Below are 20,719 nucleotides of genomic sequence, written 5' to 3'. Positions count from 1 at the left end.
CAACCTGATCAACTCCTATTTTTGCCCAAAAATATGAACGCAGCACGCATCTGGTGATTGTCCATCCAATCACAGCGCCCTTAACCGAGAAACCCAGCAATGTTAGATCGCTTTTATCTGATCATCGATGGCACCCAGTGGCTGCCACGTATCCTTCCTCTTGGCGTCAAATGTCTCCAGCTCCGCATCAAAGATAAATCAGAGGATGAAATCCGATCGCAGGTCCGGGAAGCAAAACAGCTTTGCGACAAAGCCGGCGCAGTGCTTATCGTCAACGATCACTGGCAAGCCGCCTACGACGCAAACGTGGGCTATGTGCATTTAGGACAGGAAGACCTGAAAATCGCCGATTTCCGCGCACTCCGTTCCGCAGGAATCTACTACGGTGTTTCCACCCATGATGAAGCCGAGCTGGACACAGCTCTGGCACTAGATCCTGAATATGTGGCCCTTGGTCCAATTTACAATAGCGCAACAAAAGAAATGCACTGGCAACCTCAGGGTCTCGAAACACTCAAAAGATCGCGGACACGCACAAGTAAACATCTGGTCGCCATCGGCGGCATCACACTAGACCGCGCTGCCGAAGTCTTCGAAAGCGGCGCCGATTCCATCGCCACCATCTCCGACGTCATCAACGCCCCCAACCCGGAACACCGCACCACCCAATGGCTCCAGGCCTCCCAAAACTGGCGGCAGTAGAAGCGCATCCCATAACGCATCGCCTCTTTATATAAGGAGAGCGAACTTGCTCGTCACTCATCCTGACTCAGGCAGCAAAAAAGGCAGCCAAACGGCTGCCTTTTTCAAATTCCAGCAAGCAAGGTACTAACCAAGCTCGGAGACGTTGTTGATGACTTTACCAACAAGACCGTACTCGATGCCCTCTTCCGGGCTCATCCAGTAATCACGGTCAGTGTCTTTTTCAATGCGCTCAATCGGCTGACCAGTTGCATCTGCAAAGATCTGGTTCAAGCGATCACGCATCTTCAAAATTTCTTTGGCCTGAATTTCGATGTCAGTTGCCATACCGCCGGCACCACCAGATGGTTGGTGAAGCAGGAAGCGTGTGTTCTGAGTGCAGGAACGACGTTCTTTAGGCACTGACACATAAATCAGAGCACCAGCGCTCGCGACCCAGCCCATACCGAGAATACGAACTTCCGGCTGAATGAACCTGATCATGTCATGGATCATATCACCGGACTCAACGTGTCCACCCGGAGAAGAAACAATAACGGTAATCGGGTCGCTGCTAACCTGGGAAAGCGCAAGCAGACGGGAACAGACTTCCTGGGCCATCTCTTGAGTCACAGGTCCTGTAATCAGCACTGTACGCGCATCAAAAAGATGCTTGTCCACCGGGATGGACTTGTCAGGATTCTTTGGCGCGTCTTCATCACCTTCGAGGCGAACTGACGTCGAAGCACAAATGTCCGTCATGCGAATGACATGCTCCCTTATATTAGCTACCGCCCCACGCGGCAGACTGTGATCAAACATAACTAAAAGATACTGCGGCAGACCGCAAACACGCAAAGTCATAGCCTAACAGAAATTCCCTAGGAAAAAGAGGGCGTTCTCCCCTCACTTTTGATAGGCTTTTCGGAAAGCCGCCGTTTCTCCACTTAAAATCAATGCATTATGCACATTTTCAGTTCCTTTGTTCCAACTTAAAGGCAAAGGAATAACGTTTTAATAACCTTGCAACTCACATAATCGGTAAAAATAACGATCTACCTATAGCTGATATAGACATGCAGGGGATGGTGTCTAGTCCTTGGACACAGCACAAAGGGATTTTCGGGTTTGACTGTTTATACTGAAACGCTGGATTCCAACGTCCAATATCATTCGCCTGTCCCGGCGGAAGACCAACGGGCTTTTGCGCGCGTGGACGTTCCCATGTACATTGTTGATGTCAGCCAGACCAAGCTTGTCTGGGCAAATTCTGCGGGCTTGTCCTTCCTGGGCCTCAGCCTGCGCGATTGTATAGACGCCTCCGGAACCTTCCGAATGGACCTGCCTGCGCCGTTCGATGACCTCTCCTATCAGCGCCAGCTTCATTCCTATCTGAGCCGGGTCACGGAAGAAGGCCGCATTACAGAGTGCATCACCGTAATTCCAAACTCCCAGCCGGTCTCTGTGTATTGCTCCATCTCCCCGCAACCATTGATCACAGGAAACCCAGCGCTTTTGGTGCAGGTCATTTCAGAGGTTGGCAACGAGCCTGAGCAAGTCCGCAGCGCACAGGTGCTGCTTTACACCACGTCCATGATCAGCATGTTTGATGAGAACGGCAAACTCATCTTTGAAAACCCCGCAAGCCGCCTCAACCGCCCAGATGGCTGCGAAGACCTGATCAACCGCATGTGCAATCGCCGCGATTTTGATGCGCTGCTGGATGAACTGCGCAAAACGGGCCGAGCGAATCTCGTCGCACTCATGCACTCCTCTCAGGGAGAACGCTGGTTCGACCTCAACGCCCGCAGTGGATACGATCCTTATTCCGGCTCCCGGGCCATCCTGCTCAGCGCCACAGATGTCACCAAACGCCTGAAAGCAGAACATGAAGTCCGCTATCTGGCTCACCACGACACCCTGACAGGATTGGCCAACAGATCCTTTCTTGAGATTGAAGCAGAACGCTATCTGGATGAAACCCGCATCACCGGCAATCCGGGTGCACTCATCTTCATTGATCTTGACCGCTTTAAAACAATCAACGACACCCTCGGCCATCTGGTCGGCGACGACCTGCTCGTCGTCATCGCCAAGCGCCTCAAAGAGGTTGTCGAAGGCATAGGTTTTGTAGCGCGTCTCGGAGGGGATGAGTTCGTGGTCCTCATTGCCAACTTCGCAGATTACGACCTGCTCGACGACATCAGCCGCGAAATCAGAACCGCCCTGTCCAAGCCCTGCAAAGTGCGCGGACATATGCTGCAGGTGACCCCATCCATTGGCGTGTGCACCTATCCCGAACACGGCGTTGATCTGGACACGCTCATGCGTAAAGCCGACCTTGCCATGTATAAGGCAAAGGATCTGGGCCGCGACCGCATCTGCTTCTTTGATGTATCCATGTCCCGCGAAGCGGAAGAGCGGGTCAGTCTGGAAACCGCCCTGCGTCAGGCCCTGCGCAATCACGAGCTCGCCGTCCATTACCAACCGCGAGTCTGCATTGCGACCAACCGCATTGTTGGAGCAGAAGGCCTGCTGCGCTGGCATCATCCAACACGCGGCCTCGTCTCTGCCGCAAGTTTCATTGAGATCGCTGAAGAAGCAGGCATGATTGATGAGATCGGAGACTGGGTCGCCCGCGAAGCCATGCTTCAGCAAAAACAATGGGCGCTGGCCGGTCACAACATCGCCATCTCAATCAACCTGTCTCCGGCTCAGTTCCGGCGCGGACGCATATCCCAGCGCCTGCACCGCATACTTCTTGAGACAGGCGCCTCAGCCAGCTCAATTCGCCTTGAGATCACCGAAAGCGCTCTTCTCAGTGATGCCAATGAAACACTGAAGGAACTCAACGCACTCCGTGATCTGGGCTTTACGCTGGAAATTGATGATTTTGGAACCGGTTACTCAAACCTGGGCTATCTCCAGCGGTATCCAGTCACAGCACTCAAGATCGACCGTTCCTTCATCGCTGACACCAAACGCTGGCCAATTGTGCAAATGATTGTGCAGATGGGCCGCCTGCTGAACCTGACACTGGTGGCAGAAGGCATTGAGACACGAGAGCAGCTTCGCCAAATCCAGAAACTGCAGTGCCATGAGTATCAGGGATACCTGTATTCTCCTGCCGTCTCCCCCCACACCTTTGAGTGCCTTCTTAAAGGACAGCACACCGTCACCTCCCCGCCAACAGTTGGCGCCTTAGCGTAACGCAGTTTTTGCAGAGCGGCTTAGCTCCATCAAAGCGGCCAGTGCCTCCTCAGCCTTTTCTTCCGGTACAAAGATGTGGTCGTGATAATACGCGGCTACAACATTGGCAGAGATGCCCACATCTGCCAGCGCGCTGGAAAGAGCTGCCGTAAGACCCACCGCTTCAAGCGAACTGTGAACCGCAAGCGAAATCCGCCGGAAGCACGGCTCAGTTTCAACGCCAGCCTTGCCTGCATTTTCAATAGATAGAATGGCTGTCAGGCCCTCGTTCTCCCAGAACAACCCGAGCGGTGAGTGCTCAGCCAAACCCTCAACACTGCCATTGGGAAAGCAGCAAAACACAAAGCTCTCTTCAGAAAGAGAGGCTTCCATGGAAGCGAGAAGTTCTTGCAAATCCAGTCCGCCGCGCGATGTCATACCCAATGGCTCCCTCTCACAACACTCAAAACATCTCTCAATAAGGCCTAGCATATCCCAAAGAACATATAGGGGAACAAGAAAGCACATTCACGGAAAGCGGTTCCAGTTCCCGGACAACAATGCACCCTATTCTCCCGGAGAGAACGTGCCATCAGCATTGTAGTCAACAACAACGATTTGTGGCCCATCAACAGCAAACTCAATCAGCACAGGCGCCGAACCAGCGAGATTGTAAGGCACAACTTCACCCTCATCGTAAAATCCGGTACTCAGCCAAAAAGCAAACAGCGGCGCGCAATCAATCTGAGTGTCAGCAACAGGCAGTACAAAGCTGGAAAGCACCACCCGCCCATCCGAATGCTGAATGGCATTCCCGCAGCAAACCCCAAGCAAATCATCATCAGACACAGATGGGATCGTTATCCTGAAACTGCGGAGGGTCACACCAGCCTCATTGGCAGAGGGGGATAAACCCAGCGGCTTTGTGGTTAAATGAGTGCCGTTGAGAGAAACACGATCAGCGGAACTTTGTGTCCCCACCATGCGCTGTGAGACGAACTCCAAGGCATCTGTCTCATCCTGCCCCGTCGTAGAAACATAGAGACAACCGCCAGCAGCCGGCCTTTTCTCACGCACAGCACCAGCCAAAACATGTTCACGAAACGCGAACTCAAGCTGAGGTCCCGAAGCGTTGTAAGGCGCGATATTTCCAGAACAAACACAGCAGGACTGCACAACGGGAGGCACGCCACGCTGAACCACATAGGAGGGCTGCAACTGAAAGAGATAGAAACCACAGGCCTGATCTGACCGGTTTCTGATTATGATCTTGCACTCCTGAACCATAACTCCCGCCTTTCGACAAAAAGTCATCTGCCAATCCTAAGACTGGAACTGCAAAAGGAGATTACACCGCAAAACGCGAGACGCGTTCTAATCCTGATAGTTGGGCCACAGTCCCGGTGTTGCCAGTTCCACCACATTGCCAAACGGGTCATGGAAAAACAGGCTCACACCGCCTTGAGGCCATCGCACCTCACTGCTGATCGCAACTTTTTTCTCTTCAAGGTATTCACGCCACTCGATCAATGCACTTCTGGAGATCGCAAATGCAAAATGAGAAGGGCCGTCAGTGCTGTGCCCCGGTACCATACCATATGGGCTTTCAACATCCTCACGGCACACACCGCGCCTGAAGACCAGAAGCATCTGATTGGGGCCAACGTCATACCCATGCATGCGCTCGCCTTCAACAACCCGCCTCAACCCCAAAAACTCACCATAAAAATCATGTGCACTGGCAAAATCATCAACGTAAACGGCAGTTTCGACAATTCCATTAATACCTGGGGCGTCCATTCCTAACCTCCTGATTGGCTAGTATGGCAGACCGAACCACCACGCAGCCAGGAACAAAAATGTAAAGAAGCCAACAACGTCCGTTATGGTGGTCACAAAAACTGAAGAAGCAATGGCAGGATCCGCTCCAATTTTCTCTAAGCCCATAGGAACCAGCAATCCAAACAGACCAGCGCAGATTGAGTTAATCAGAATTGCGCTGCCAATAACCACCCCAAGTTCTGGGTTGAGGAACCATCCCCCCGCGATAGCACCAATCAGGAATCCGAGGCCGACACCGTTGATAAGGCCCACCAACAGCTCACGTCGCAAAACGCGTAGAATGTTACGCCGGTTCAATTCCTGGGTCGCAATTGCGCGCACCGTCACCGCCATGGTCTGCGTACCGGAGTTTCCGCCCATGGACGCCACAATCGGCATCAACACAGCCAAAGCCACCATGCGCTCAATCGTGGCCGTGAAGAGCGATATGACAAAAGCGGCAAAGATTGCGGTAAACACATTCACCGACAACCAGGAGAAACGGGACTTGGCAATCTCAAGCACACTGTCTGAGATCTCCTCATCCCCCACACCAGCCATCGCCAGCATGTCTTCCTCAGCCTCTTCCTGAATGACGTCAACAATGTCATCAACGGTCACAATACCGACCAGACGTTCTGAGACGTCAGTCACCGCGACAGAAACAAGGTTATAACGCTCAAACAAACGCGCCACATCTTCCTGATCATCCGTGACCAGAACAGAATGACGGGTCTCCTCCATGATTTTGGAGATCTTTTTGGATCGTTTCGTGCGCAACAACCGGTCCAGCGCCACAGCACCCAAAAGATGGAAACCGGGGTCAACCACGTAAAGCTCATAGAAACTGTCCGGCAGATCTTGGGAACTGCGCAGATGGTCAATCACCTGCCCCACAGTCCAGAACGGTGGCACGGCAATAAAATCAGTCTGAACAATACGTCCAGCAGTATCCTCAGGAAACTCCAGCGCACGTTTAATCTGGACCTGATCCACATTGGGCAACTGAGCAAGGATCTTCTCCTGCTCTTCCTGCTCCATGTCCTCAAGCAGATAAACAGCATCATCGGATTCAAGCTCGCCAATCCCCTCAGCAACATCCCCATCCGGCAAAGCATCCAGAACCTGCGCACGCACAGACTCTTCAGTTTCGGTCAAAGCGGCAAAGTCGAATTCTTCACCCAGCAGCTGAATCAGGAGAACGCGATCATCCTCGCGCAGCATCTCCAGCAGGTCACCCATATCCGCGTCATGCAGATTACCCGCCAGCTCACGCACAACAGCCGCATCCCGCGTATCAAGGGCTGCTTCAACGTGTGCAACAAAGTCGGTATCAAGGTGTCCGCTTGCATCTCTGACATGTGGTGGAGGGGGCGCGGCATGAAGCGCACCGGGATTTTCCGATTGGGTCATGTGACCTCCACACGTTAGAGCGCGTTCCGTTTGATTGGATTTAATCAAACGACAAGAATTTGCTCCACCAAAGATGCTAGAATGCGGTGCGTGAATGTAAATGACCGCGACGCGTTCCAGAGTCAAATGCTTGGCGTGAGCATCGTCCTTCGAGATTGCTGAAAATTGAAATGCACGTGGAACCATCATCCCTATGCACAGTTTTGTGTTTATAGCGACCTACGCAGACCGTGCAATCCTTTTACGAAGAATTCACGATTTACATCAAAACGCATTCTGTTTGAGCAACCGCACTCAAGATGAGAACGCACGCTCAACCAACGAACGCATCAAAAACGTAAATAACGCAAATTCGCGCAAAAAATCACAAAGCAACGCAAAACAGCGACACTCCCCTTTTCAGGGAATGGCATATGCAAATTTTATGCTGAGAAAAAACAGAGGCTTAGATAGCAAAAAACCCCGGCTCATAAAGAGCTCGGGGCTTTTGGTGCGGCCGAGAAGACTCGAACTTCCACGGGTGTTACCCCACAGCGACCTCAACGCTGCGCGTCTACCAATTCCGCCACGGCCGCAAAACCTTGGCTTGCCTCCGGTTTGTTTGGCTCGCTGGCCTCGCCCCGTCGGCTGGTGAGCGGTGATATAGCCAACCCCTCGAACCTGCGCAAGTACCCTTTTTCAAAAATTCACAGCGCAGAGGAAAAAAATCGAAAAAACCTCTTTTAGACGGGCACTTATCCACTGCACGAGATATTTCAGATGCGATCTTCCATGTTTACAGGTCGCATATCCACAGCACGCTGCAATACCTTTGTGATGACAATGCCAACTTTATCGCCAACCACAGTCACCTGCCCTTCAGCAACTGGTGTACTGTTTGCCAAAATCGTAACATCATCAGCTTCATGGGTGTCCAGCTCAATCACCGCACCTCGTCCCATGCGCAACAACTGGTGCACTGGCATTTCAGATTTGCCCAGCACCACTGATATGTCGACGGAGATATCATCAAACCTGTTCATCTCTGTCTGCCTCCATCTGAGGGAATAAAATGCACCTGTCTCGTCTCTGTGAGTTGGTGCCCTGTTATTTTTAGTGTAGACGCTTACATCTCATTAGGGCAAACCAACTAACCGAAATCCGCAGATCATTTTGGGATAACAACATGGCCGATCGTCAAACCCTTAAAACAGACTTCTTCCCCTTAGAGGGATCTCCCCCTGTTGAGTGGGTGATCGACGATGATCTTGTACCTTACGAAGTTGCCCAGAAGGAAATGGAAGACCGCGTTGCCGCAATCGCAGCTGGCGAAGCGAATGAACGCGTCTGGCTTTTGGAACACCCGCCCCTCTACACAGCAGGCACAAGCGCTGATCCAGTCGACCTGATCGCCAAAGACCGCTTCCCGGTTTATGAAACAGGCCGCGGAGGGCAGTATACTTATCACGGTCCGGGACAACGTGTTGCTTATGTTATGCTCGATTTGAAGCGCCGCCAGCAAGACGTTCGCGCCTTCGTCGCAGCGCTGGAAAAATGGCTCATCGACACCCTGTGGCAGCATCACGTCCGCGGAGAACGACGGGAAGATCGTGTTGGCGTCTGGGTTCAGCGTCCCGAAAAAGGCAAAGACGGCGAGGATAAGATTGCCGCCATCGGCATTCGCCTGCGCAAGTGGGTAACCTTCCACGGTATCTCACTGAATGTAGACCCGGACCTGGAGCACTTCACCGGCATTGTCCCCTGCGGCGTGCAAAAACATGGTGTCACCAGCTTTGTGGATCTCGGTCTTCCACTCACAATGCCAGAGGTGGATATCATCTTGCGAGAGCAATTCGAAGAGATCTTCGGAGCCACAGAAACCTTTGGTCCGTCCGGCCTCGTTTAAAAGCCTGAGAGTGGATAACTAGTATTCAATGCGGAAAGACCCCTTCTCGTCAGGGGCATCCGCCAGCAGTGTCACCGCTTCAACTTGTGCCCCGACGGGCCCCTGCTGAACAGCCATCAACAGGGCATCCACTTTCTCCGGATCACCGGTGACAACTGCCTCTACCGATCCATCAGCATTGTTCTTGCACCAGCCGGAAACACCGAGCATTCCGGCCTTTTTATAAAGCCACGCACGATATCCAACACCCTGCACCAATCCCGTAATGGAAAAGTGTTTGGTTTTCATTGGTATCTCCCGATGCACTTAAAGGCTTCACAGATAAAACTTTTCTCGATTCAGAGGACGAAATTGGCAACACAGCCCAGCCTCGCCACAGCCTTAGATTGCAAGCCATAAAAAAAACATCAACTCCTATATCTAATAGATAGCCCTTTAGGAGAGACTTTATGAATTTTCTCAAATCCCGCCTGACTGCTCTTTCATTCTCCGCAGTCATGATTTTTCTACCAGCCCAAAGCTTTGCTCAGACCGATTTCACCAGTCAGTTCAACGAGATCATAGAAACGGCTGATTATGAAACCGGCATCGCATCTTTTGTAAGCAACACTAAGCAGAACCCGGCAAACAATCAGGCAAAGCTCGCATTGGGCGCCCTGCAGTTTCTCAATGCCCTCCAAGGCATTCAACAGGACCTATACAAATATGGCGCTGGAAACACATCCCCAAACAGAAGCCTGAGGTCGATCCTCCCCGTCTTCAGAATCCCGGTTGCCCCAAACCCAACGCCAGAACCCGTTACCTACAACAAGACAAGGGAAATGCTGGAGAACTTCGTGTCTCAGCTGGAACAGGCAAATGAAACTTTGAATGGGATATCAGAGCAATCAGTAAAGCTCACGGTAGACCTTTTGAAGATCAACTTAGATGCAGACAACAGCGGAACCGTGGAACCCCACGAAAACCTCGCCACAATTCTCTCAGGCCTTTCCAGAAGAAGCCCGTTTCAGCTTGAGGTTGATACAACAACGTTTCCTATTACCTTCGATCGGGCGGACGCAAAGTGGCTACAGGGGTACTCTAACCTACTCATGTCGATGGGCAATTTCCTACTCACCTTTGACTATGAGAACACCTATGACCTCACCTTCCATAGTGTCTTCGGCGCATCTGTAACCACCTATGGTCAGCAGTTAGAAGACGTGGGAAAAGCAGACAACGGGCGCGGTTTTGGTTCCTTTGCCACTCCAATCAACTTCCTGCATTCCATCAATTGGACTGTAGAGAACCCTGATCGCCTAAAAGCAACGCGCCAGAACCTTTTGAAGGTGATGCAGCTGAACTACGAGACATGGGATCTGGTTCAAAAAGAAACGGATAACGACAACGAATGGTTGCCAAATCCCAATCAGACCAGCCCCTTTCAAGCCCTCCCTGTCACGCAAGAGACCATCGACAGTTGGCTGGAAGCCGTCAAAGCCTCCGAACTGGTATTGAACGGCAAGCTCCTGATTCCATCCATGGTATTTGACGGCGGGATCAACATGAAGACCTTCTTCGAGACCGCAAAGACCTTCGACCTTGTGCTCTTCATCACCGGACCAAACTCCGTTGACTATGTGGAACAAGGCCCTGTTTGGGAAGGAGATTTCATGCGCACCATAACGCGCCCAATGGGCCGAAACTTCGGTTCATTTGCGGTCTGGTTCAACTAACTGTTCCCCTAAATAAAAAGCCCGGCAATTAGACCAGGCTTTTCAATTAGTTCTGTTTGCGCTCTACATGCACAGTATAGAGCGATGCGCCAATGATCAGCGCAGCTCCAAGCCACAAGTTGCCCGGTGGTACCCAGCCGAAAATAAGAAATCCACAAAGCACATTAAGCGGCAGCTTGAGGTGATCAAACGGCTGCAGATAAGCTGCATCGACCTTCTCATAGGCCATAGCCAAAGAGCCTTGCGCAATCGCCCCCAAAAGCCCCGCCAGAATAATCAACCACCACATGTTCATGCCAACTGGCATTGCCAAACCACCTGGAGCCAGGAAAGCCAGGACGAAATTAACTGGTGTCAGCAGTAGAAGAAGATAGAGCGTAACAGATTGCGGGCTCTCACGTTCTTCCAGCTTCTTCATACAAAGAATAGAAGAACCCCACAGCAGAGCTGCGAAAATCGGCAGGAAAGCAACCAGCTGAAAGGCATCATCCCAAGGACTCAGAATAATCATGCCACCCACAAAGCCGACAGCTGTCGCCGCCCAGCGCTGCCTGCTTGCAGTCTCACGCAAGAACAACGCCGCTCCAATGGTCACGAAGAACGGAGACGTCATCAAAAGCGCAATCGCCTGCCAGATTGGCACACCATTCGCCAAACCGGCTACCCAGAACTGAACGCCCAGCGCCGCCAGAAAGACACGGAAGATATGCAGCGCCAGTTGTTCGGTATGCAATCCATCAACACCAATGCGCCAGATCACTGGCAGCATCGCAATAAGCGAGATCAGGTATTGCCAGAAGGTTGCACTGGTAGAACTCAATCCCTGCACCATCGTCAGATACTGCATGGCAGAATTGGTGATAGCAAAAGCAGCACCAGCAAAAATCATCCAGCTTGCGCCCACAACAGCTGCGGACGCACGAGTAGAACTGCGTGTTGAGCTCATGCACGCACCTCAAATTCACGAGATAAAAACGGAATAAACATAAGAAATCTTTCTGATCCAAAGGGCCAACAACAGCCACGTTTCATTGAATCAGGACGCGCAAGCCAACAGTGCTCTTCAAAGCACCCCTCACCTACATTCTCTTTCATCCGGACTATAACCGTCGGTTCCGGGTTCTCACCGGATCTGCTGACCCTTCCTGAATATGGAAGGCGCTCGCGGACTTATGGCTCGAAGGCCCATCACCACCGGTAGGGAATTACACCCCGCCCTGAGAATTATCTCCCATCATAGGGAGACCTGATTTCTAACAGATTCTCAGGAAATTGCGAGTTGTCTTTCAGTCTAACTGAAAACGCGTTTGTGAACGGACTGTCACCCCAATACTGCCTCACAACTTGATGCCAGGAGAGCTGCTATCGCAGATCCCACTGGCGCAGTTCCTCACGGTATGTCTCGGGGAAATCCCAGTGTTCTGCAGCTTCTAAAACACCTTCCCACGCCTTTACGTGAGGTTTCCCTGTCCGCACAGTGCGGCTCATATACATAATGGCAGACTTATTCTGCCCACCGCTTCGAACCGGAAGAAAGACCTTGTCCAGACCCTTGCGGAAAAGCGCCTCTGCGCCATCCACAATTGTAACTTCCCCGATGCGGCAATCCCACAGAACACCGTGAACACGCTTCCCCGGCGCTTTCACCATGGAAGGAACGCCTTCAGACGTCACAATAAAGCGATAGCCATCCATGGAAGCTGGCCCCAGCGCTTTGGCTTGCGGGCAACGGCTTGCCATGGTCTTCGGGTTCATCAAGCGGCCATAAGCGAAATAAATCGGCATCAATTCAACTCATTACAAAGAAGGTCAGGCGACAAGACTGTCAGCAAGGTGAGCGGCAAGCTCTTCACGCGAAGCAACCACTATATCAGCTCCGCAATCTGCAAGCTCACTTTCAGAGCCATAGCCCCAAAGCACACCAACGGAGCGGACGCCATTTTCCTTCGCTGCGATAATGTCGTGCTTGCGATCACCAATCATAAGACACTGAGAGGCGTCCAGATTTTCTTGTTCCAACAGATAGGCCAAAAGGTCCACCTTGTTGCCACGGGTCATGTCCAACTCGCAGCCATAGGTTTTCTCAAAAAAACCATCCATCTCAAAGTGCGCGACAATCTTTTCCGCATAAACCCAAGGTTTGGATGTGCAAACAAACAAGCGATCTCCGCGATCCTTAGCAGCCTGCAGCAGCTCAATGATCCCATCGTAACGCACGTTTTCATAAAGCCCAACAGTGGTGAAGCGCTCGCGATAAAGACGAATCCCCTCAAGGATCAGCTCTTCATCTTCCGTATTCAGAAGTTGGCGATAGGTTTCTGTGAGAGGCGGCCCGATGACAAAGGCAAGATCTTCAGCAGGAGGAACGTCGCGGCCAAGCTTTTCAAGCGCGTATTGAACGCTCGTTACAATGCCGACAAAAGGGTCTGTCAGCGTTCCATCCAGATCAAAAAGCAGAGTGCGCAAAGCCAAATCCTCAACATAGGAATTGGCTTCGCACCAACTCCTTATTCAAATTCCATGATAACAGCATCAACTGCCAGACTGTCACCCGGTGCAGCCTTGATAGCGCTTACCACACAATCGCGTTCGGCCCGAAGCACATTTTCCATTTTCATGGCTTCAACAATGGCCAGCTGCTCTCCAGCTTTCACTTCCTGCCCCTCTTCTACATGAAGAGAAACAACAAGGCCCGGCATTGGGCAAAGCAACAGGTTGGATGTATCAGGTGCAACCTTCTCAGGCATCAGTGCTGCAAGTTCAGCATTGCGAGGCGTCATCACCTTGGCAACAACAGAATAGCCTTGCCAGTCCAGCTGGTAGCCATTCTCAACAGACCGCACTTGGGCACTTACAGCACGATCACCAACGTGACCTTTCCAAAGCATATCGCCCGGAACCCAGGAGGACGCAACGCGTTCGCGGGCACCACCCTCAACACACACATCAATATCAAGTGGTGTTGCCGCCATGCCTTCAATCAACTCAGCATCCAGCTTCTCACCATTGATCAAAACACCCCACTCACGGCGTACACCGCCATGATGCGGACGCAGGCGACCCGGCAAGTGATCCAAACGCTCACGCTCAATCAGGTGCATGGAAAGCGCAACAGACGCCAACACATTACGGGCCTCTGCATCAGGCGTAGCTGGCTCAAACCCATCAGGATACTCATCAGCAATAAAGCCAGTTGCCAACTGACCAGACCGCCAGCGCGGATGCTTCATGAGAGATGCAAGAAACGGCACGTTGTGCTGGATGCCATCCACCTGGAACTCATCCAGCGCAGTGCTCATGCCTTCAATCGCTTCAGCGCGGGTCGGCGCATAAGTCACCAGCTTTGCGATCATCGGATCGTAGAACATGGAGATTTCAGAGCCTTCCACCACGCCAGTATCATTACGCACCACATAAGCACCGTGATCACCTTCTACAGGTGGACGATAGCGCGTCAGGCGGCCAATGGATGGCAGGAAGTTGCGGTACGGATCTTCAGCATAGATTCGGCTTTCAACAGACCAGCCATTCAGCTTGACCTCATCCTGCTTCAAAGAAAGCTCTTCACCAGCTGCAACACGGATCATCTGCTCAACTAGATCCACACCAGTGATCAGTTCAGTCACTGGATGCTCCACCTGAAGACGGGTATTCATCTCAAGAAAGAAGAAGCTCTTGTCCTGTCCAGCAACAAACTCAACAGTACCCGCGCTGTCATAGTCAACAGCCTTGGCAAGCGCGACTGCCTGCTCGCCCATCTTGCGGCGAGTTTCTTCGTCCAGCAAAGGAGACGGCGCTTCTTCAATCACCTTCTGGTTACGACGCTGAATGGAACATTCGCGCTCACCCAGATAAACTGCATTGCCGTGTTTATCGCCCAGCACCTGAATTTCAATATGGCGCGGGTTCTCAATAAACTTCTCGATGAAGATACGATCATCGCCAAAGGAGCTGATAGCTTCAGACTTTGCGCGCTCGAAGCCATCCATGGCCTCTTCATCATTCCAGGCAATACGCATGCCTTTACCGCCGCCACCAGCGGAGGCTTTAATCATCACGGGATAACCAACCTCAGAGGCAATCCGCTTGGCATCTTCAGGGCTTTCAATCAGCCCCATATATCCAGGTACAGTGGAAACATCAGCTTCAGCCGCAAATCGCTTGGAGGTGATCTTATCTCCCATCACCTCAATCGCTTTTGGATTAGGGCCGATAAAGACAATGCCTTCCTGCTTCAAACGCTCACAGAATTCTGCGCGTTCGGAAAGAAAGCCATAACCTGGATGCACAGCCTCAGCACCGGTCTGCTTACATGCTTCAATAATCTTGTCGATCACAAGGTATGATTTCGCTGCAGCCGGTTCACCAATGTGAACGGCCTCATCAGCCATCTCCACATGAAGCGCATCTCGGTCCGCATCGGAGTAAACAGCAACCGTTTTGATCCCCATCGTTTTTGCCGTTTTGATAACACGGCAAGCGATTTCCCCACGGTTTGCGATCAGAATCTTTGAAAACATGCCCATCCCACATACACACCTTCTTTATTTACAGTGCAGGGTTGTAGGCATCTCTACGCACTTCCGCAACCTCACAATTGGGCGAAGAACCATCGCACTTTCGTAGGGGCAATGGATGCACAAAGCATCTAAGTTTTGACGGAGTTTCACCCAAATACAGAGCATTATCTCTTAAAATGCGTTGAGTTTCTCTCTCACCTCTGGCAACACAGTTTTCCAACAGTCGGAAAGTCCTCAGGAGCCAAACAATGAATGAAAACAAGATTTTTCTGGAAGGCCTGTCTTTCTATGCATTCCATGGTCTCCATGATGAAGAAGCCAAATTGGGTCAACGCTTTATAATTGATCTGACCTGTTGGGCCGATTTTGAAAAGGCAACTGTTTCAGATGATTACGAAGACACCATCTGCTACGGAACCCTTGCAAAAACTGTCGAGGATGTTGTGACCAACTCCCGCTTCAACCTGCTGGAACGTCTTGCCGGAGCTATTTGTGAGGCCGTTTTCGCGATGGATCAGCGAATCTCCCAGATCACTGTGAAAGTGAATAAACCCTCTGCCCCGGTGCCGGTTCATACAGGCGGGTTTGGCGTAGAAGTCACACGTGCACGCCCTGCAGCAAAAAGTTAAATCAACGGCATCTTCTTTAGAACCGGCTAACCACCGCTCACCTTGATACTCGCACTTTTGAGCTATTGCCTTCAAAACATGTGGAACTGCGGCGTTCACGCCAGCATCAACATCTGCATTGTAAGGCAACTGATCCCATGCGTAGTGCCTCCACCACCATTATTGCCAGTAGTCTCATAACTCTGTTGTGGGTAGCCTCAGCCAATGCTCAGGCACGTCCAGATGCAAGGGCCCTGACATGCGAGCAGGCAAAGCAACTGGTCGACAGTCGTGGAGGCGTCGTCCTGACCACAGGCCCGCGAACCTATGAGCGCTTTGTGAGTAACATCAGGTATTGCCTGCACAACGAAGTGCTTCGCAGAGAGTGGACCCAGACCAAAGACAACAACTCCTGCCAGATCGGTTATCGCTGCTCACCACGCACACGGCAGAACCAGTAATAAGGGAGGAGACTATGCGGATATCAACATTACTCGTTCTTTCGAGCACTCTGCCTCTCATAGTTTCCACCGCGGCGCACGCACGTCCTGATACACGACAAATGTCCTGTCTTGAAGCCCGCTCCGTCGTACAGCGTGCTGGCGGCATTGTATTAAGCACTGGCGTTCGTACCTACGACCGTTTCGTCGCGGGCCTTCAGTTCTGCCAGCCTTACGAACGCTTGATGAGCCGCTGGGTCCCCACAAAAGACCAGAAGCGCTGCTTCATCGGCTATTCATGTGAGCCGGGTTACAACAGCGGCGAAGGACCATTCGGCTCCGATATCTTCGACTGAGCCCTTTGAAGATCCACGTTTCACGCAAATACACTGCAGTTGCACCATAAAACGCAGCTGCAGTTACCCACATTCGAATCCTTCATCCACATCCTGCGAAACTCACCTTGCCCGTTCGGCATGACCGACAGGCGGTTGAGAACTCCTTTCTGCACCACCATCAAGCAAAAGTGTGAGCTTGATCACAGACAGGCAAGTAATCCCCAAGAACACGAAGACACGAGTTCGTTACCGGCTTAAATTCAAAGTTGCGAAAAGAAAATTTTGTGTTCCAAAACACATCTTACTCAAAAATTTCCAGTAAACATACAATCATCAACGAACAACAACAAACCACAAACATCAAAAAACAAATCATACAACAAAAATAAGCTTGAAGAAAAACAAGATAACTACAAAACACAAGATATAAGGCGGCACGGAGTTGCCTTGTATCAGTCTAAATTGAAAAGACACGCCGAAGTAACAACCAACATCGGCAAAACCCCATCAGAAAGACTGCTCCTCCCGGTCTTTCGCTCTGAAAATGACTAGAACTGAAAGTAAAACAAATGAAAAAGATCGCTCTGACCCTATCCGTACTTGGCCTCGTATCTGCTGCTTCTATCGCTCAGGCTGCTCTGGTAAACACCGGTGACCTGACTGCCTCCCAGGCAAAATCACTTGTACAGGACAAAGGTGCAATTGTTCTCGCAACTGGCCCAGGTCTTTACGACCGCTACGTTGCAAACGCTTCTTACTGTGCTTCACACGAAGAAACTCAGCGCGCTTACGTCGTAACCAAAGACTCCAATAGCTCCCTCATCGGTTACACCTGCGTCGTCGAAAACAGAGATAACTAAGCCTCTAATCCGCCTCAAGTTAGAGAGCTTCCCCCATCAACCTCTTAGGGAAAGACTGTTCCTCCCCAGCCTTTCCCTCCCCAAATGATACAAATTAAAATTGAAAGTAAGACCAATGAAAAAGATCGCTCTGACCCTATCCGTACTCGGCCTCGTATCTGCTGCTTCCATCGCTCAGGCTGCTCTGGTGAATACCGGTGACCTGACTGCCTCTCAGGCAAAATCACTCGTACAGGACAAAGGTGCAATCGTTCTCGCAACCGGCCCAGGTCTTTACGACCGCTACGTTGCAAACGCTTCCTACTGCGCAACACATGAAGAAACAGAGCGCGCCTATGTCGTGACCAAAGACTCCAACCATTCCCTTATTGGTTACACCTGCGTGGTTGACAACAAAAACAACTAAAATCTAACTCGCCCCAAGTTAGACGCACGTCCCCCATCATCACGTCCCAGGGAAAGGCTTTGCCTCCTAGTCTTTCCCTCCCCCATTTCCCATAAGAATTAAGAAACCGAAAGCTAAACAAATGAAAAAGATCGCTCTGACCCTTTCCGTCCTCAGCCTTGTCTCTGTTGCTTCTGTTGCTCAGGCTATGAACGCTCCACGCACCAATACAACTGACCTCACAGGGTCTCAGGTAAAGTCTCTGGTGCAAGAAAAAGGTGCGATCGTTCTCTCCACAGGTCCTGGCCTTTATGACCGTTACGTAGCAAATGGCTCTTACTGTAGCCCAAGCGAAGAAACACAGCGCGCCTACGTTGTGACAAAAGACTCCAACCACTCCCTCATTGGTTACACCTGCGTGGTCGAAAACGACGAAAGATAAGACCTAACTCGCCCCAAGTTAGTCCCCTTCCCATCAAAAAACCCGGCCTTCGTGTGAAAGCCGGGTTTTTTTATGTTTCGTTCGATCAGACAACAATTCTTAGAGCGGGATGTTGTCGTGTTTGCGCCAAGGCATCTGCTGGTTCTTGGTCCGCAACATCGCAAGTGCTCTCGAAATGCGCATCCGTGTAGACTGCGGCATGATCACCTCATCAATGTAGCCACGCTCCGCGGCAACAAATGGGTTCGCAAACCGATCTTCATAATCCTTGGTGCGCTCAGCAATCTTCTCGGAATCACCCAGCTCGTTGCGATAGAGGATCTCAACAGCACCCTTTGCACCCATCACAGCAATCTCAGCAGATGGCCATGCATAATTCATATCACCACGAATATGCTTGGAGCTCATCACATCATACGCGCCGCCATAAGCTTTACGCGTGATCACTGTGATTTTCGGAACAGTCGCTTCACCATAAGCAAACAGCAGCTTTGCGCCATGCTTGATCAACCCACCATATTCCTGCGCAGTCCCTGGCAAAAAGCCCGGAACATCCACGAAGGTTACCAGCGGAATGTTGAAGCAGTCACAGAAACGAACAAAACGCGCAGCCTTCCGGCTTGCATCACTGTCCAGAACACCCGCAAGAACCATTGGCTGGTTGGCGACAATACCAACTGTGCGCCCTTCGACTCGGCCAAAGCCAGTGATAATGTTTCCGGCAAAGCTTTCCTGAATCTCAAAGAAGTCCTGCTCATCGACAGTCTTCAGGATCAGTTCCCGCATATCATACGGTTTGTTCGGATTATCCGGAACCAGCGTATTGAGGCTCTCATCCAAACGAGATGGATCATCATAAACGGAAAGTTCAGGTAGCGGAGCCTGATTGTTCATCGGCAGGTAATCCACCAAACGACGAATCTGTAGCAACGCTTCCACATCATTGTCAAACGCACCATCGGCGATGGAAGATTTGGTCGTGTGAATGCTCGCGCCGCCCAGTTCCTCAGCCGTCACAGTCTCATTGGTCACTGTTTTCACAACATCAGGACCAGTGACAAACATGTAGGAGGTATCGCGCACCATAAAGATGAAGTCGGTCATGGCAGGTGAATACACATCACCACCAGCACATGGACCCATAATCACAGAAATCTGCGGAATAACACCAGATGCCTGAATGTTACGCCAGAACACTTCACCGTATCCACCGAGCGCAGCAACACCTTCCTGAATACGAGCACCACCTGCATCAAAGATCCCGATGATCGGTGCACGATTCTGCAGCGCCATATCCTGGATCTTCATGATCTTCTCGGCGTGTGTCTCAGACAGCGATCCGCCAAACACAGTGAAGTCTTTCGAGAAGAGGTAAACGGTACGGCCGTTGATGGTTCCCCAACCAGCGACAACACCATCCCCCGGGAAGTGCGTTTCCTCCATACCAAACTCGGTACAGCGGTGCTGCTTGAACATATCGAATTCTTCGAAGGAACCTTCATCTAGCAGAATTTCAATGCGCTCTCGTGCGGTGAGTTTTCCGCGTTTGTGCTGCGCATCAATTCGGCGCTGTCCCCCACCAAGCCGCGCTTCATCACGTCTTTTTTCTAATTCAGCTAGAACTTCCTTCATCAGATATCTCAGCTCCCAATCTAACTGAGTTATCTCCTAGCACGCCCCTACGCACAAAAACTAGTAAGCCGTTGGATTGAGAAGCCTCATGCAATGCAACTGATTACTACCTCAACCCAACAACCAATAACCCTTGGGAAACCAAGCATTATTTGATGCTTTGACAGCTAAAACTCACTCTGCCTCATCAGCACTGCCAGCATTGAGCAATCCATATTTTTCTTCGCCTATTTTCTCAAGAAGCTCCAATTGAGTCTCAAGGAAATCACAATGGCCTTCTTCATCTGCCAGTAAACTGTCAAAAAGAGCCATTGTCACGAAGTCACCTTGCTGCTCACAGAACACACGAGATTCGCTGTAATACGCAATTGCTTCACGCTCCCCTGCCAGATCAGCTTCCAGCACTTCCTTCACTGAGGAACCGATACGTAAGGGCGCGATATGCTGCAGGTTTGGATGCCCTTCCAAAAAGACAACTCTTTCCACCAACCGATCCGCATGATGCATTTCTTCAATCGATTCAGCCCGCTCTTTCTTTGCGAGTTTGGTATAACCCCAATCTTCAAGAAGTCTGAAATGCACCCAGTATTGATTGACAGCTCCAAGTTCCATGGAAATGGCTTTGTTCAAACGTTCAATGACACCGTCTTTTGCTCTCATGAGTTCTCAGTGCAAGCACTGCTCCTTAGGGAATGCAGGTGAAACACAACTCGTTTTGAACCGACCCTAAAACGAGCTTTGATCCAGTAAACATAGATCAGCCTAATCCACCGCCAACCCAAATCCCCTA

At 51.1% G+C, this 20,719-nt stretch carries 23 protein-coding genes, 1 tRNA gene and 1 riboswitch; of the genes, 10 read left to right on the top strand and 14 right to left on the bottom strand.

Going from position 1 to position 20,719, the window contains the following annotated elements:
- Positions 1-99: 99 nt before the first annotated feature.
- Positions 100-702, top strand: coding sequence for a thiamine phosphate synthase (locus tag PsW64_RS15180; protein ID WP_063304116.1), 603 nt, complete (start codon positions 100-102; stop codon positions 700-702).
- 126 nt (positions 703-828) lie between these two features.
- Here PsW64_RS15180 and PsW64_RS15175 read toward each other — a convergent pair whose 3' ends face one another.
- Positions 829-1,443 (bottom strand): ATP-dependent Clp protease proteolytic subunit, encoded by a 615-nt coding sequence (locus tag PsW64_RS15175; protein ID WP_057463390.1) that lies wholly within the window; start codon positions 1,441-1,443, stop codon positions 829-831.
- A gap of 366 nt (positions 1,444-1,809) precedes the next feature.
- Here PsW64_RS15175 and PsW64_RS15170 point away from each other — a divergent pair, with 366 nt between their 5' ends.
- Positions 1,810-3,891: a putative bifunctional diguanylate cyclase/phosphodiesterase gene (locus tag PsW64_RS15170; protein WP_208980804.1), complete on the top strand. Its 2,082-nt coding sequence runs from the start codon at positions 1,810-1,812 to the stop codon at positions 3,889-3,891.
- On the opposite strand, the gene PsW64_RS15165 is transcribed toward PsW64_RS15170, so the two are convergent.
- The 6 genes from PsW64_RS15165 to PsW64_RS15140 all read right to left on the bottom strand — a co-directional run bounded on the left by PsW64_RS15165 (position 3,883) and on the right by PsW64_RS15140 (position 8,126).
- Complete coding sequence (locus tag PsW64_RS15165; protein WP_057463392.1) at positions 3,883-4,308, bottom strand: ACT domain-containing protein; 426 nt, start codon at positions 4,306-4,308, stop codon at positions 3,883-3,885. The two genes, PsW64_RS15170 and PsW64_RS15165, sit on opposite strands and share 9 nt — an antisense overlap.
- A gap of 129 nt (positions 4,309-4,437) precedes the next feature.
- The gene (locus PsW64_RS15160; RefSeq protein WP_057463393.1) at positions 4,438-5,157 is read right to left on the bottom strand and encodes a hypothetical protein; all 720 of its coding nucleotides are present in this window, start codon (positions 5,155-5,157) and stop codon (positions 4,438-4,440) included.
- An 87-nt stretch (positions 5,158-5,244) separates the two neighbouring features.
- Complete coding sequence (locus PsW64_RS15155) at positions 5,245-5,670, bottom strand: VOC family protein (RefSeq protein ID WP_057463394.1); 426 nt, start codon at positions 5,668-5,670, stop codon at positions 5,245-5,247.
- Positions 5,671-5,688: 18 nt separating this feature from the next.
- Complete coding sequence (gene mgtE / locus PsW64_RS15150; protein WP_063291738.1) at positions 5,689-7,104, bottom strand: magnesium transporter; 1,416 nt, start codon at positions 7,102-7,104, stop codon at positions 5,689-5,691.
- Between the two features lie 488 nt (positions 7,105-7,592).
- Positions 7,593-7,679, bottom strand: a tRNA-Leu gene (locus PsW64_RS15145).
- A gap of 180 nt (positions 7,680-7,859) precedes the next feature.
- Positions 7,860-8,126, bottom strand: a complete 267-nt coding sequence (locus PsW64_RS15140) for a FliM/FliN family flagellar motor switch protein (RefSeq protein ID WP_063289457.1) — start codon at positions 8,124-8,126, stop codon at positions 7,860-7,862.
- 143 nt (positions 8,127-8,269) lie between these two features.
- On the opposite strand from PsW64_RS15140, the gene lipB reads away from it, so the two are divergent.
- Complete coding sequence (lipB, locus tag PsW64_RS15135; RefSeq protein ID WP_063304114.1) at positions 8,270-8,989, top strand: lipoyl(octanoyl) transferase LipB; 720 nt, start codon at positions 8,270-8,272, stop codon at positions 8,987-8,989.
- 18 nt (positions 8,990-9,007) lie between these two features.
- Here the strand turns inward: lipB and PsW64_RS15130 are convergent, their stop codons facing one another.
- On the bottom strand, positions 9,008-9,277 hold the full coding sequence (locus PsW64_RS15130) for an acylphosphatase (protein ID WP_057463397.1): 270 nt from the start codon (positions 9,275-9,277) through the stop codon (positions 9,008-9,010).
- A 161-nt stretch (positions 9,278-9,438) separates the two neighbouring features.
- Here PsW64_RS15130 and PsW64_RS15125 point away from each other — a divergent pair, with 161 nt between their 5' ends.
- The gene (locus PsW64_RS15125) at positions 9,439-10,704 is read left to right on the top strand and encodes a hypothetical protein (RefSeq protein WP_063304113.1); all 1,266 of its coding nucleotides are present in this window, start codon (positions 9,439-9,441) and stop codon (positions 10,702-10,704) included.
- Positions 10,705-10,750: 46 nt separating this feature from the next.
- Here PsW64_RS15125 and PsW64_RS15120 read toward each other — a convergent pair whose 3' ends face one another.
- From PsW64_RS15120 to PsW64_RS15105, 4 genes are all read right to left on the bottom strand, one after another.
- Complete coding sequence (locus tag PsW64_RS15120; RefSeq protein ID WP_063304112.1) at positions 10,751-11,650, bottom strand: DMT family transporter; 900 nt, start codon at positions 11,648-11,650, stop codon at positions 10,751-10,753.
- 133 nt (positions 11,651-11,783) lie between these two features.
- A riboswitch (FMN riboswitch) is annotated at positions 11,784-11,933 on the bottom strand.
- A gap of 133 nt (positions 11,934-12,066) precedes the next feature.
- A complete protein-coding gene (locus tag PsW64_RS15115; RefSeq protein ID WP_057463400.1) occupies positions 12,067-12,489 on the bottom strand; it encodes a gamma-glutamylcyclotransferase family protein in 423 nt (140 codons plus the stop codon).
- Positions 12,490-12,513: 24 nt separating this feature from the next.
- On the bottom strand, positions 12,514-13,170 hold the full coding sequence (locus PsW64_RS15110; protein WP_063304111.1) for an HAD hydrolase-like protein: 657 nt from the start codon (positions 13,168-13,170) through the stop codon (positions 12,514-12,516).
- 41 nt (positions 13,171-13,211) lie between these two features.
- Positions 13,212-15,224, bottom strand: a complete 2,013-nt coding sequence (locus tag PsW64_RS15105; RefSeq protein WP_057463452.1) for an acetyl-CoA carboxylase biotin carboxylase subunit — start codon at positions 15,222-15,224, stop codon at positions 13,212-13,214.
- A gap of 248 nt (positions 15,225-15,472) precedes the next feature.
- On the opposite strand from PsW64_RS15105, the gene folB reads away from it, so the two are divergent.
- The 6 genes from folB (at position 15,473) to PsW64_RS15075 (ending at position 18,297) form a co-directional block, all read left to right on the top strand.
- On the top strand, positions 15,473-15,853 hold the full coding sequence (gene folB / locus PsW64_RS15100) for a dihydroneopterin aldolase (protein WP_063304110.1): 381 nt from the start codon (positions 15,473-15,475) through the stop codon (positions 15,851-15,853).
- A 137-nt stretch (positions 15,854-15,990) separates the two neighbouring features.
- A complete protein-coding gene (locus PsW64_RS15095) occupies positions 15,991-16,293 on the top strand; it encodes a hypothetical protein (protein ID WP_057463453.1) in 303 nt (100 codons plus the stop codon).
- Between the two features lie 14 nt (positions 16,294-16,307).
- Positions 16,308-16,628, top strand: a complete 321-nt coding sequence (locus PsW64_RS15090) for a hypothetical protein (protein WP_152986707.1) — start codon at positions 16,308-16,310, stop codon at positions 16,626-16,628.
- Positions 16,629-17,179: 551 nt separating this feature from the next.
- Complete coding sequence (locus tag PsW64_RS15085; RefSeq protein WP_057463404.1) at positions 17,180-17,470, top strand: hypothetical protein; 291 nt, start codon at positions 17,180-17,182, stop codon at positions 17,468-17,470.
- A 115-nt stretch (positions 17,471-17,585) separates the two neighbouring features.
- Positions 17,586-17,876, top strand: coding sequence for a hypothetical protein (locus PsW64_RS15080; RefSeq protein WP_057463405.1), 291 nt, complete (start codon positions 17,586-17,588; stop codon positions 17,874-17,876).
- A gap of 121 nt (positions 17,877-17,997) precedes the next feature.
- Positions 17,998-18,297 carry a hypothetical protein gene (locus PsW64_RS15075; RefSeq protein WP_063292666.1) on the top strand — a complete coding sequence of 100 codons (300 nt, stop codon included), beginning with the start codon at positions 17,998-18,000 and terminating at the stop codon, positions 18,295-18,297.
- A gap of 99 nt (positions 18,298-18,396) precedes the next feature.
- Here PsW64_RS15075 and PsW64_RS15070 read toward each other — a convergent pair whose 3' ends face one another.
- Positions 18,397-19,929, bottom strand: coding sequence for an acyl-CoA carboxylase subunit beta (locus PsW64_RS15070; RefSeq protein WP_057463407.1), 1,533 nt, complete (start codon positions 19,927-19,929; stop codon positions 18,397-18,399).
- Positions 19,930-20,103: 174 nt separating this feature from the next.
- Complete coding sequence (bfr, locus tag PsW64_RS15065; protein ID WP_063304109.1) at positions 20,104-20,589, bottom strand: bacterioferritin; 486 nt, start codon at positions 20,587-20,589, stop codon at positions 20,104-20,106.
- Positions 20,590-20,719 lie beyond the last annotated feature (130 nt).

It is taken from the genome of Pseudovibrio sp. W64, assembly GCF_001623145.1.
Lineage (GTDB): Bacteria > Pseudomonadota > Alphaproteobacteria > Rhizobiales > Stappiaceae > Pseudovibrio.
This window is presented reverse-complemented; position numbering and strand designations above follow the sequence as displayed.